Origin of the sequence: Pseudomonas sp. IT-93MI4, assembly GCF_949767635.1 — a bacterium.
In the GTDB taxonomy this organism is placed as follows: Bacteria; Pseudomonadota; Gammaproteobacteria; order Pseudomonadales; family Pseudomonadaceae; genus Aquipseudomonas; species Aquipseudomonas putida_A.
Genome location: NZ_CATKPP010000058.1, coordinates 256,044 through 268,569 on the forward strand (window position 1 = coordinate 256,044; position 12,526 = coordinate 268,569).

Consider the following 12,526-nt stretch of genomic DNA (forward strand, 5'->3'; position numbering starts at 1 on the left):
GCGAGCAAGCCCGCTCCCACAGTTGACCGCATTCCCCTGTGGGAGCGGGCTTGCTCGCGAAGAGGCCCGGCCAAACGCTGAAGATCCCAGCGGTACTTGCATCTTGCCGCCCCCACCCGCATAACTTGAGCCATGAATCTGCCCATCCCCAAGGACGCCGCCCTGGCAGGCTTTCACCCCGCCGTCAGCGCCTGGTTCTGCGAGACGTTCCCGACGGTCACCGCCGCCCAGGCCCGCGCATGGCCGTTGATCCGCCAGCGCCGCTCGACGCTGATCGCCGCGCCCACCGGCTCCGGCAAAACCCTCACTGCATTCCTCGCCGTGCTTGACGACCTCGTCCACCGTGGCCTGGAAAATCCCGAAGGCCTGCCAGACGAAACTCTGGTGGTCTACGTTTCGCCGCTCAAGGCGTTGTCCAATGACATCCGCATCAACCTGCAAACTCCGCTGGCCGGAATCACCGAGCAGTTGCGCCAGACGGGCCTGCCCGAACTGCAGATCACCACGGCGGTGCGCACCGGCGACACCCCGCAAAAAGACCGCGTCGCCATGCGCAAAAGTGCGCCGCACATCTTGGTGACCACTCCGGAATCGCTGTACGTGCTGCTTGGCTCCGAGTCCGGACGCAAAATGCTCGGCAGCACGCGCACGGTGATCATCGACGAGATCCACGCCATCGCTGCTGGCAAACGCGGCAGTCATCTGGCGCTGAGCCTCGAACGCCTGCAGGCGCTGTGTGCCGAACCCTTGACCCGCATCGGCTTGTCCGCCACGCAAAAGCCGATCGATGCCGTGGCACGGTTTCTGGTAGGCACCGATCGCCCCTGCGAAATCATCGACATCGGCCACGCCCGGCCACGGGATCTGGGCATCGAGGTGCCGCCGGTGCCGTTGTCGGCAGTGATGGCTAACGACGTCTGGGAACTGGTTTATGACCGGCTCGCCGAACTGGCCCGCGAACACCGCACCACGCTGATTTTCGTCAACACCCGGCGCCTGGCCGAACGCCTTAGCCGACACCTCAGCGAACGGCTGGGCAAACACGCGGTGGCCGCGCATCACGGCAGCCTGGCCAAAGAATTCCGCCTCGACGCCGAACAGCGGCTCAAGCGTGGCGAACTGCAAGTGCTGATCGCCACGGCTTCGCTGGAATTGGGCATCGATATCGGCGAAGTCGATCTGGTCTGTCAGATCGCCTCGCCGCGCTCGATTGCCGGGTTTCTGCAAAGAGTCGGGCGCTCCGGGCACCAGGTCGGCGGTACGCCCAAAGGCCGCTTGTTCGCCACTACTCGCGACGACCTGATCGAGTGCGCCGCCCTGCTCGACTGCGTGCGCCGTGGCGAACTCGACACCCTGCACATCCCCCAAGCGCCGCTGGATGTGCTGGCGCAGCAGATCATCGCCGAAGTCAGTTGCCGGGAATGGGCGGAAGACGCGCTGCTGGCGCTGTTTCGCAAAGCCTCGCCCTACCGCGATCTCGACGAAAAACACTATCAGGCGCTGCTGACGATGCTCGCCGAAGGCTACAACGGTCGTCAGGGCATCCGCAGCGCCTACCTGCACCGCGATGCGGTCAGCCGCACCCTGCGTGGCCGCCGTGGCGCGCAACTGACCGCCGTGACCAGCGGCGGCACCATCCCCGATAATGCCGACTACAGCGTGCTGCTCGAACCGCAAGGCCTGAGCATCGGCAGCGTCAATGAAGACTTTGCCGTGGAAAGTATCGCGGGTGATGTGTTCCAGCTCGGCAACACCTCCTACCGAATCCTGCGGGTTGAAACCGGCAAGGTGCGGGTCGAGGATGCTCAGGGCCAGCCGCCGACCATTCCGTTCTGGCTCGGCGAAGCCCCGGGGCGCAGCGATGAATTGTCTGCGGCGGTGGCGCGGCTGCAAGCGACTCTCGACCTGTTGCTCGGCGCCAGCCCCGGCGATCTGCAACCGGCGCTCGTTTGGCTGACCGCAACCCTCGGCCTGAACCGCGCCAGCGCCGAACAACTGGTGGACTATCTCGCCCGCGCTCGCCTGACCCTCGGCGCCCTGCCCTCGCAGGACACGCTGTTGATGGAACGGTTTTTCGACGAGTCCGGCGGCACCCAGTTGATCATCCATTCACCGTTCGGCAGCCGCATCAACCGCGCCTGGGGCCTCGCCCTGCGCAAGCGTTTCTGCCGCACCTTCAACTTCGAATTGCAGGCTGCCGCCAGCGAAGACGCGATCGTCCTGTCGCTGTCCACCAGCCACAGTTTCGAACTGGATGATGTCTGGCGGTACCTGCACAGCAACAGCGCCGAGCACATCCTGATTCAGGCAATTCTCGACGCGCCATTGTTCGGTGTGCGCTGGCGCTGGAATGCCGGGGTGGCGTTGGCGCTGCCGCGTTTTACCGGCGGGCGCAAAGTCGCGCCGCAGTTGCAGCGGATGAAAAGCGAAGACCTGATTGCCAGCGTGTTCCCCGATCAGATTGCCTGCCTGGAAAACCTCGCCGGCGAGCGGGAAGTCCCTGAACATCCGCTGGTGGAACAAACCCTCGACGACTGCCTGCACGAGGCCATGGACAGCGACGGCTGGCTCAACCTGCTGCGGCGCATGGAGCGCGGCGAGGTGCGATTGATCAGCCGCGATCTGCCGGCACCGTCACCGCTGGCGGCAGAAATTCTCAGCGCGCGGCCGTACAGCTTTCTCGACGATGCGCCGCTGGAAGAACGCCGCACCCAAGCGGTGATCAACCGGCGCTGGAGCGATCCGCAGTCCACTGATGATCTCGGTGCGCTGGACGCAGACGCCATTAACGCGGTACGTGAAGAAGCGTGGCCGACGCCGGCCAACGTCGATGAAATGCACGAGGCGCTGATGAGCCTTGCCTGCATCAGCGACCTTGAAGTTCAGGCTGGCGAACACTGGCGCGAATGGCTTGACGCGCTGACTGCGAGCGGTCGCGCCTGCCGCTTGGCCGTTCCGCCAGTAACGGCAAAAGAAAAGCTTCGCGAGCAGGCTCGCTCCCACATTCAACCGCGTTCCGCCAGTTGGAACACTGTCAACTGTGGGAGCGAGCCTGCTCGCGAAGACGGCCTCACAGTCACTACACATCCACAGCCTGGCTCGTTGTGGCTGGCGCGAGAACGCCTGACCTGCCTGTTGGCGCTTTATCCACAGGCCACGCTGCAACCGCAGCAAGAGGCCTTGCCCGGTTTCAACGAACCTTGGACGTTAGAGGAAGCGCTGGTCGAAGTGCTCCGCGCGCGACTGGGCGCATTTGGCCCGCTGCCGTTAGCCGCCATTGCCGAACCACTCGTGTTGCCGATACCGCAGGTCAATCAGGCCCTCGCGCAACTGGAGCGCGAAGGCTACGTGCTGCGCGGTAAATTCACCCCGGGCGCGACGGTTGAGGAATGGTGCGAACGGCATCTGCTGGCGCGCATTCATCGCTACACGGTCAAGCGTTTGCGCCGGGAAATCGAGCCGGTGGCTCTGCAGGATTTCATGCGTTTTCTGTTCGACTGGCAGCATCTGTCCTCCGCTACGCGCGCTCAGGGCAGCGCGGTGTTGCCGGCGATTGTCGGCCAGTTCGAAGGTTACCCGGCAGCGGCCTCCGCGTGGGACAGCGACATTCTCCCGGCGCGCCTGAAAGACTATTCGCCGAGCTGGCTGGATGACCTGTGCCGCAACGGCAAACTGGTTTGGACGCGCCTCAGCGCCCGGCAGAAAGTCAGCGGCACGGCGTTGCGCAGTACGCCGATTGTGCTGCTGCCGCGCAGTCAGGTCGGGTTGTGGAGTGCATTGGCCGAGCAAACGCCGGTCAGCGAACTGTCGCCGAAAGCGCAAAAGGTCTACGAAGCGCTGAGTCAGCACGGCGCGCTGTTTTTCGATGAGTTGATTCACGAGGCGCATCTGCTGCGCACCGAGCTGGAAATCGCCTTGCAGGAACTGGTCGGCGCCGGCCTGGTAAAGCCGACAGCTTCGCCGGTTTACGCGCCCTGATCACCCCGGCGAGCAAGCGCCAGCAACGCAGCAGTCGACGCGGGCGCGGGGCGTTTGTCGGTGGCATGGACGATGCCGGGCGCTGGGCGTTGTTGCGGCGCGGGCCACCGTTGGAAAGCGGCCAGATGGCGTCACCCGAAACCCTCGAACATGTCGCCATGACGTTGCTGCGCCGCTACGGTGTGGTGTTCTGGCGTCTGCTGGAGCGCGAAGCGGACTGGCTGCCGAGCTGGCGCGAATTGCTGCGCACGTTTCATCGGCTGGAGGCCCGTGGCGAGATTCGTGGCGGGCGCTTTGTCAGTGGGCTGGCGGGGGAACAGTTTGCCTTGCCCGAGGCGATTCCGTTGTTGCGGGAGGTTCGGCGGCGAGCGCATGACGGCAGTTTGATCGCGGTGTGCGGGGTGGATCCATTGAACCTGGCGGGGACATTGCTGCCGGGAGCGAAGGTGCCAGCGTTGGTGAGTAATCGGTTGGTGTATCGGGATGGCTTGCCGGTGGCGGCGGAGATTGCCGGCAAGCAGGTTTTCTGGAGTGAACTGGATCAGGTGGTCATGGAGCAGGTGCGGAGCAAGCTGATCCGGCATTGATGTGAGCTGAACTGACGCCTGCTCGCGAAAGGGCCAGTAGCCCTATCCAGAAACCCGCCTTAGGTCCGCGATTCCTGTGGCGCCTCGCTCGCCACCAACTCCCCCTCACCCTGCCGCTTGGGCAACAAGACCTGCTGTGGATAAGTCTGCGCGAAATGCACGTCAGGACTGTTATCCACAAGCTTTTTCAAACGCTGGTTGAACGCCCGGCTCACTGCATACTGCCCGCCCGACACGGTACGGAATTGTGCGGTCAGCACCACGCCGTTCAAGTCCATCCGGTCCACCCCGAACACATCCAGCGGCCCCTGCAGGTTGTACTTGAGGAACGGGTCTTCACGGATCGAATCACCAGTCTCGCGGATCAGCTCGATGGCCTTGTCGACATCGGTGTCGTAAGTGAACTGCACCGAGAAAAATGCATAGGCGAACTGCCGTGATTGGTTGGTCACTGCCTTGATCTGGCCGAACGGCACCGAGTGCACGAAGCCCTTGCCGTCACGCAGGCGCAGGGTGCGAATGGTCAGGCCTTCGACGGTGCCGGCATGCCCGGAATCAAGCACCACCCAGTCGCCGATCGACAGGGTGTCTTCGATGATGATGAACAGCCCGGTGATCACGTCCTGCACCAGTTGCTGCGAACCGAAACCGATGGCCAGACCGACCACCCCGGCACCGGCCAGCAGTGGCGCAACGTTGATGCCGAGGTTGGCCATGGTGGTGATCGCGCAGATCACCACCAGGATGATTTTGATCGCATTGCGCAGCAGCGGCAGGATGGTTTTCACCCGGGTGCTGGGCTGGCGCGACGAGCGTTTGCTCACCGGCGGTTTCAGCGCTTCTTGAATCGCCGTGTCGAGCACCACCCACAGCAGCCAGGTGACGAGGAAGATCAGGCCGATGCTACTCAACGCATTACTGATCGCCCGGCCGATCGTGCTGCTCTGGGCGAAATCGAGCAGTGAAACGCCCCAGATCCGCCCGAGAATATCGATGAAGGCAATCGCAATAACGATCCGCAGCAACGCGTGCAACAGGCTGAGAAAGCGTTCCTTGTAGGCGCTGCTGCGCTGGATCGCTTCGGCCTTTCGCGACTTGAACAGGTGCTGGAGGATGGTGCTGAGGAACACCGTGCCGATCAGCAGCACCGTGGTGAACAGCGCACAGCGCAGGGCCTTCTGATTGTCTTCGCCGATACCAATCAGATTCACCGCCGAAACCAGCACCATCAACACAATCGGCCAGTACCAGAGCCCGGAAAAAATCCGCAGCGACTCCTGCAGCGACGGCTGTTTCAAACGTTGCGCCAGCGGTCGATTACGAATCAGATGCGCCACTGGCCGACGCAGGCGAATCACCAGCAGACCAAAGATGATCGAGGCGATCAGTCCGGTGAACACCGCAACGCTGCTGGTGATATTGCCGCCCAACTGACGGGCGATCTGTGGGCTGGTCAACGCATCACTGAGGGCGGCGAGAAAGCCGATCAGGAACAGCGGTTTCGGGCAGTAGTCGCGGATAATCCGCGCGGCCGGTCGTTTGTGGCCGACGTTGAACATCACCACCACGCACAACAGCATCGAGGTGGAGAAAATCCCGCTGCTGGTGGCATACGCCAGACACAACGCCAGCGCCCGACCCACCGAGGCTTGCAGAAAGTGGCTGACGTACAGCGTCAGCGGCAGGCAGATCAGCGCCGGCACGGTGTACGGCAGCAGGTAACCCGCCAGATCCTGACTGCGCTGGCGGGTGCGCAGCCAACGACCCTGACTCAGCCGCTTGGCCAGCAGGCTGCCGAGCACCGTGAGCAACGCAAAGGCGCCAAGCCACACGCTGGACAACATCAGGAAATCCCCGGCGACGCTCCAGCCGGAGCGGTTCGACGGCTGGTTGACCAGTCTGTCGACTTCGTCCGCCGCACGGTCGGCACGCAGACGCCAGGCGTCGACCAGATGTTCATTGAGATCGAGTTTGTCCTGCACGTCGTCGATGCTCGAACTGATCGCGCCGAGCAGACCACCCTGCACAATCGGCTCGGGTTTGGCCGGTTCTTCAGCAGCGGCCGGAACACCCGGCAGCGTGGCGGCTTCGAGTTCGCTGGCGCCGAGAAACAGTAGCGCTCCCAGCAGAATGGCGATCCTGAACTTGATCAAAACTCCGATCCCTCTTGGCTGAACCTGTAAGGAACTGATCGGTGAATGGCGGACAAGTTCGGTTTTTGGGTCAATGACCTTCCCCCTGTGGTGAGGGGATTCATCCCCGATCGGCTGCGCAGCAGTCGTAGACATCTGCTTTCACACCCTTTGGAACCGTTTGGGGTTGCTTCGCAACCCATCGGGGATAAATCCCCTCACCACAGAATTCACAGCACTCCGTGGATATTTGCGCCAGCAGCAAATATCAAATGCCCAACCCTGTATTTTTCCGCACAACACAAACCCCGACACTGCGCTCCATTCAAACCTCTACCGGAGTGCTGTCATGCCCATTGCCTTGCTCGCGCTGACCCTCAGCGCATTCGCCATCGGGACGACCGAGTTCGTCATCGTTGGCCTGTTGCCCACCATCGGCGCCGATCTCGGCGTCAGCCTGCCGTCCGCCGGGCTGCTGGTCAGTCTGTATGCACTGGGCGTCGCCATTGGCGCGCCGGTGCTGACCGCCCTCACCGGCAAAGTCCCGCGCAAATTGTTGCTGCTGTCGCTGATGGTGTTGTTCACCCTCGGCAACCTGCTGGCCTGGCTGGCGCCGAGTTATGAATCGCTGGTGCTGGCGCGGATCGTCACGGGTCTGGCGCACGGGGTGTTCTTCTCCATCGGCTCGACCATCGCCACCAGCCTGGTGCCCAAGGAAAAAGCTGCCAGCGCGATTGCCATAATGTTCACCGGCCTCACCGTGGCGTTGGTCACCGGCGTGCCGCTGGGCACCTTCATTGGTCAGCATTTCGGCTGGCGCGAAACCTTTCTCGCCGTCTCGGCGTTGGGTGTGATCGCCTTCATCGGCAGCCTGCTGTATGTGCCGAACAACATCGCCCACAGCAAACCGGCGTCCTTGCTGCAGCAACTGCAAGTGCTGAAACAACCGCGTCTGCTGCTGGTGTACGGCATGACCGCGATCGGTTACGGCGGCTCGTTCATCGCCTTCACCTTCCTCGCGCCGATCCTGCAGGACCTCTCCGGTTTCAGCGCCGGCACCGTCAGCCTGGTGTTGCTGGTATACGGCGTGTCGGTGGCGGTCGGCAATATCTGGGGCGGCAAACTGGCGGACAAGCGTGGGCCGATCAGCGCCCTGAAAATCATCTTCGCCCTGCTGGCGGCGGTGCTGTTCGTACTGACCTTCACCGCCGCCAATCCATGGCTGGCGTTGGCGACAGTGCTGGTGTGGGGCGCGGTGGCGTTTGGCAACGTGCCGGGGTTGCAGGTGTATGTGGTGCGTCAGGCTGAACATCACACACCGCGGGCAGTGGACGTGGCATCCGGGCTGAACATTGCTGCGTTCAACCTCGGGATTGCCGGTGGGGCGTGGGGCGGCGGGTTGATCGTCGAACATCTGGGCCTGATTCATACGGCGTGGATCGGTGGTCTGGTGGTGCTGGTGGCGCTGGCACTCACCGCATGGAGCGGTCGACTGGATCGGCTCGGTCCGGCCTATGCCGAACCGGCTCAAGGCCGAGTATTCACGGGCCACTGAGTAACCCTGTGGGAGGGGGCTTGCTCCCGAAGTCGGTGTATCAGTCGCCATTGATGTTGACTGAACGACCGCCTTCGGGAGCAAGCCCCCTCCCACATTAGCTTTGTGTTGCTCTCAGGGATGTACCGTCCGTAACGCCACCGAAACTTTCCCGAACCGCCCGCAGTCATCAACAGACACAGGCTGTACGAGGACTGACAACGGGAGGGCGGCATGGCAACGATTCACATCGGTATTTCCGGCTGGCGCTACGCTCCGTGGCGCGGGGATTTCTACCCGAAAGGACTGGCGCAGAAGCGCGAACTGCAATTCGCTTCGCGGGCGGTCAACAGCATCGAAATCAATGGATCGTTCTATGCGTTGCAACGACCCGAACGTTACGCGCAGTGGTACGACGAAACGCCGGACGACTTCGTGTTCAGCGTCAAGGCGCCACGCTTCATCACCCACGTCCGGCGCTTGCGCGAGATCGAAAAACCGCTGGCGAATTTCTTCGCCTCCGGGGTGCTGGAGCTCAAGGAAAAACTCGGGCCGATCCTCTGGCAGTTTCCACCGAACTTCAAATTCGATCCTGAGCGCTTCGAACACTTCCTCTCATTGTTGCCCCACGATACTGCAGCGGCCGCCGCCCTCGCCCGCCAACACGATTCACATCTTCACGGCCACGCCAGCCTCAAAGCCTGGCGCAAAAAACCGCTGCGCCATGCCGTGGAAGTGCGCAATGACACGTTCATCGACCCCAACTTCGTGCGCTTGTTGAAACGCTACAACACCGCCCTGGTGATCGCCGACACCGCCGGCAAATGGCCGTACCGCGAAGACCTCACCAGCGATTTCGTCTACCTGCGCCTGCACGGTGCCGAAGAGCTGTACGCCAGCGGCTACACCGACGCCGCGTTGAACAAATGGGCTGAACGCATCGACGCCTGGCATCACGGCCGGCAGCCGGGCGATGCGCATCTGATCGCGCCGCGCCTCAAGCCGCGGGCGCGTACATCCCGCGAAGTGTTCTGCTATTTCGACAACGACATCAAAGTCCGCGCGCCCTACGACGCGCGCAGTTTGCTCCACCGATTCGAGCTGGATAAAACGCTCGCCACCACCCCCGGTGAACCGGCTGCCGAAGGGGTGCTGGCATGAGTATTCCAGAGCCGGTCGGGTTCACCGACGAGCAGACCAGCGTTGAAGTATCGGTGCGTCGTTTCACCGTGCTGACGGTCAACACCCACAAGGGTTTCACTGCGCTCAACCGACGTTTCATCCTCCCGGAGCTGCGCGAAGCGGTGCGCAGCGTGGCCGCCGACGTGGTGTTTTTGCAGGAAGTCCACGGCACCCACGAGCATCATCCCAAGCGCTACAGCAACTGGCCGACGATGCCGCAATACGAGTTCCTCGCCGACAGTCTATGGCCGCAGTTCGCCTACGGGCGCAACGCGGTGTACCCGGAGGGCGATCACGGCAATGCATTGCTGTCGAAATTCCAGATCATCCGCCACGACAACCTCGACGTCTCGATCAGCGGCCACGAGAACCGCGGGCTGCTGCATTGCGTGCTGCGCCTGCCCGGCGATGGCGTCGAAGTGCATGCGATCTGCGTGCATCTGGGTCTGCGCGAAAGCCATCGTAATGCGCAATTGAAACTGCTCGGCGAGCGTCTGGCGGAGCTGCCGGATAACGCGCCGGTGATCGTCGCCGGTGACTTCAACGACTGGCGCCAGCGCGCCGACGCGTTGCTTGAACCCTGCGGCCTGCGCGAGGTGTTCGCCGAGCACCACGGCAAACCGGCGCGCAGCTTTCCGGCGCGTCTGCCAACCCTGCGCCTGGACCGCATCTACGTGCGCAACCTCAAGGCCAGCCAACCGAAAGTCCTGGCCAACCGGCCCTGGTCACACCTTTCCGACCACGTCCCGTTATCGGTGGAGATCGAACTATGAGCAGCGCACCGCTGGAGAAATCCGCCGTGGAACCGATCAGCATCAACCCGCCGGTGCGCGAGCCCGGGCATGTCGACGTCGAGTACGGCTGGCAGGGCAATAACCGCGTCGAGTTGCTGGAAAACGGCGAGGAGTATTTCCCCCGGGTGTTCGACGCCATGCGTGCGGCGAAGAGTGAAATTCTGCTGGAGACCTTCATCGTTTTCGAAGACAAGGTCGGTGCAGAGTTGCAGCAGATCCTGATCGACGCCGCGCGGCGTGGCGTGCGCACCACTGTCAGCCTCGACGGTTTTGGTTGCGGCGAGTTGACCACCGGTTATCTCGCCGCACTGAGCGAAGCGGGCGTGCATCTGCAAATGTTTGACCCGGCGCCCAAGCACCTGGGCATTCGCACCAACTGGTTCCGCCGCCTGCACCGCAAGATTGTGGTGGTCGACGGACTGATCGCGTTCATTGGCGGGATCAACTTTTCCGGCGATCACCTAGCCGATTTCGGCCCCGAGGCGAAACAGGATTATGCGGTGCAGATTCAGGGGCCGGCGGTCGCTGACATCCATCACTTCGCCCTGCTGCAAAGTGGTCGTCCGGGACGCGCACGGTTCTGGTGGCAGCGCCGGCGTCAGCGCCGGGCGGACATGGCTTTCAACGATCACGACGGACAGGTACGTCTGGTGTTTCGCGACAACGATCAGCATCACACCGACATCGAAGATGTGTACTTGCACGCATTGCGCCGGGCCAAACGCCGGGTGGTGATCGCCAACGCCTATTTCTTCCCCGGCTACCGCCTGCTGCGCGAGATCCGCAACGCCGCGCGCCGCGGCGTCGAGGTGCGGCTGATCCTGCAAGGTCAACCGGACATGCTGGTGGCCAAACTGGCGGCGCGCATGACCTACGACTACCTGCTCAAGGCCGGCGTGCAGATCCACGAATATTGCCAGCGCCCGCTGCACGGCAAAGTCGCGTTGGTGGATGAGGAATGGAGCACTGTTGGCTCGAGCAATCTCGACCCGCTGAGCCTGTCGCTGAACCTGGAAGCCAACGTGCTGATCCGCGATCGCGCGTTCAATCAGCATTTGTTTCAGCGCCTCGAAGACCTGAGCCAGAACCACTGCAAGGCCATGGACGCCAGCATGTCCCCGCGAGGACGGATCTGGCACATGACCGTAGGGTTTCTGGTGTTTCACTTCCTGCGGCATTTCCCGTCAATGGCCGGTTGGTTGCCGGCGCACAAACCGCGGCTCAAGCCGTTTCGGGGGCGCACGTCATGAGCCATTCCCACGCACAGTCTGCGCCCGCCACTCACTCTCGCTGGAGTCGCTGGAAACGCCCACTGACGTTGCTGTTCTTCCTCGCGCTGATCGTGTTGCTGACGATGTTCGCCACCCGTATCGAATGGGCGGAAGTCCTGCAAACCCTGGCCGACTTCAAGGTGCGCACGCTGATCATTGCCGCCAGCCTGACCCTGCTGAGCTTTCTCACCTACGCCAGTTTCGACCTGATCGGCCGCACCTACATTCGTCAGGACCTGACCTGGAAACAGATCCTCCCGGTGGGGATCATCAGCTATGCGTTCAACCTCAATCTCAGTGCCTGGGTCGGCGGAATCGCCATGCGCTATCGGCTGTATTCGCGCCTGGGGGTGAGCAAAAGCAACATCGCCAAGATTCTCGGTCTGAGCCTGGCCACCAACTGGTTCGGTTATATGACGATTGCCGGCGTAGTGTTCAGCAGCGGCCTGGTGAGCATGCCGCCGGGATGGAAAATCAGCAGCGCCGCGTTGCAGGGCATCGGCGTGCTGCTGTTGTTATTGAGTGCCGGTTACCTCGCCGCGTGCCAGTTCTCCAAGCGCCGCGAGTGGTCGATTCGCGGGGTGGAAATCAACCTGCCATCACTGCGCATGGCCGTCCTGCAATTGCTGCTCGGTGCATTGAACTGGTCGCTGATGGCGGCGGTGATTTTCACTCTGCTGCCGAGCAAACTGGATTATCCGTTGGTGCTTGGAGTGCTGTTGATCAGTGCGATTGCCGGAGTCATCACGCACATTCCGGCGGGGCTTGGAGTGTTGGAAGCGGTGTTTGTCGCGCTGCTGCAGCACGAAGCTTCGCGGGGCAGTCTGGTGGCGGGGTTGCTGGCGTATCGGGCGATTTATTTTCTGTTGCCGTTGTTGATTACGGTGGTGATGTATTTGCTGGTGGAAGCCAAGGCCAAGGCGTTGCGGATCGAGAAGAAACCGTCCTGATTTTGTGGCTATGGCTGATGGCCCCTTCGCGAGCAAGCCCGCTCCCACAGGTAGAACGCATTCCAAATGTGGGAGCGGGCTTGCTCGCGAAGGCGTCC

General features: G+C 62.4%; 6 protein-coding genes and 1 pseudogene. 6 read left to right on the forward strand and 1 reads right to left on the reverse strand.

What is annotated here, in order from left to right:
• Positions 1 to 132: 132 nt before the first annotated feature.
• Positions 133 to 4,565: pseudogene (locus tag ACM6I7_RS27265) on the forward strand (DEAD/DEAH box helicase).
• Positions 4,566 to 4,624: 59 nt separating this feature from the next.
• Here ACM6I7_RS27265 and ACM6I7_RS27270 read toward each other — a convergent pair.
• Entirely contained in the window at positions 4,625 to 6,718 is a 2,094-nt protein-coding gene (locus tag ACM6I7_RS27270) for a mechanosensitive ion channel family protein (protein ID WP_027612947.1), read from the reverse strand.
• A 328-nt stretch (positions 6,719 to 7,046) separates the two neighbouring features.
• Here ACM6I7_RS27270 and ACM6I7_RS27275 point away from each other — a divergent pair, with 328 nt between their 5' ends.
• From ACM6I7_RS27275 to ACM6I7_RS27295, 5 genes are all read left to right on the forward strand, one after another.
• Positions 7,047 to 8,252 (forward strand): MFS transporter, encoded by a 1,206-nt coding sequence (locus ACM6I7_RS27275; RefSeq protein ID WP_414889603.1) that lies wholly within the window; start codon positions 7,047 to 7,049, stop codon positions 8,250 to 8,252.
• A 213-nt stretch (positions 8,253 to 8,465) separates the two neighbouring features.
• A complete protein-coding gene (locus ACM6I7_RS27280) occupies positions 8,466 to 9,392 on the forward strand; it encodes a DUF72 domain-containing protein (RefSeq protein ID WP_096796340.1) in 927 nt (308 codons plus the stop codon).
• Entirely contained in the window at positions 9,389 to 10,186 is a 798-nt protein-coding gene (locus tag ACM6I7_RS27285; RefSeq protein ID WP_027612950.1) for an endonuclease/exonuclease/phosphatase family protein, read from the forward strand. Before ACM6I7_RS27280 ends, ACM6I7_RS27285 begins: the two co-directional genes overlap by 4 nt.
• On the forward strand, positions 10,183 to 11,457 hold the full coding sequence (gene clsB / locus ACM6I7_RS27290; protein WP_027612951.1) for a cardiolipin synthase ClsB: 1,275 nt from the start codon (positions 10,183 to 10,185) through the stop codon (positions 11,455 to 11,457). Before ACM6I7_RS27285 ends, clsB begins: the two co-directional genes overlap by 4 nt.
• Positions 11,454 to 12,428, forward strand: coding sequence for a lysylphosphatidylglycerol synthase domain-containing protein (locus tag ACM6I7_RS27295; RefSeq protein ID WP_027612952.1), 975 nt, complete (start codon positions 11,454 to 11,456; stop codon positions 12,426 to 12,428). Before clsB ends, ACM6I7_RS27295 begins: the two co-directional genes overlap by 4 nt.
• The last annotated feature ends 98 nt before the right edge of the window (positions 12,429 to 12,526 follow it).

Excerpts from the sequence above, each read along its gene's own strand:
- ACM6I7_RS27275 (WP_414889603.1), top strand. The coding sequence starts at position 7,047 with ATGCCCATTGCCTTGCTCGCGCTGACCCTCAGCGCATTCGCCATCGGG.
- ACM6I7_RS27295 (WP_027612952.1), top strand. The coding sequence starts at position 11,454 with ATGAGCCATTCCCACGCACAGTCTGCGCCCGCCACTCACTCTCGCTGG.
- ACM6I7_RS27285 (WP_027612950.1), top strand. The coding sequence starts at position 9,389 with ATGAGTATTCCAGAGCCGGTCGGGTTCACCGACGAGCAGACCAGCGTT.
- ACM6I7_RS27280 (WP_096796340.1), top strand. The coding sequence starts at position 8,466 with ATGGCAACGATTCACATCGGTATTTCCGGCTGGCGCTACGCTCCGTGG.
- clsB (WP_027612951.1), top strand. The coding sequence starts at position 10,183 with ATGAGCAGCGCACCGCTGGAGAAATCCGCCGTGGAACCGATCAGCATC.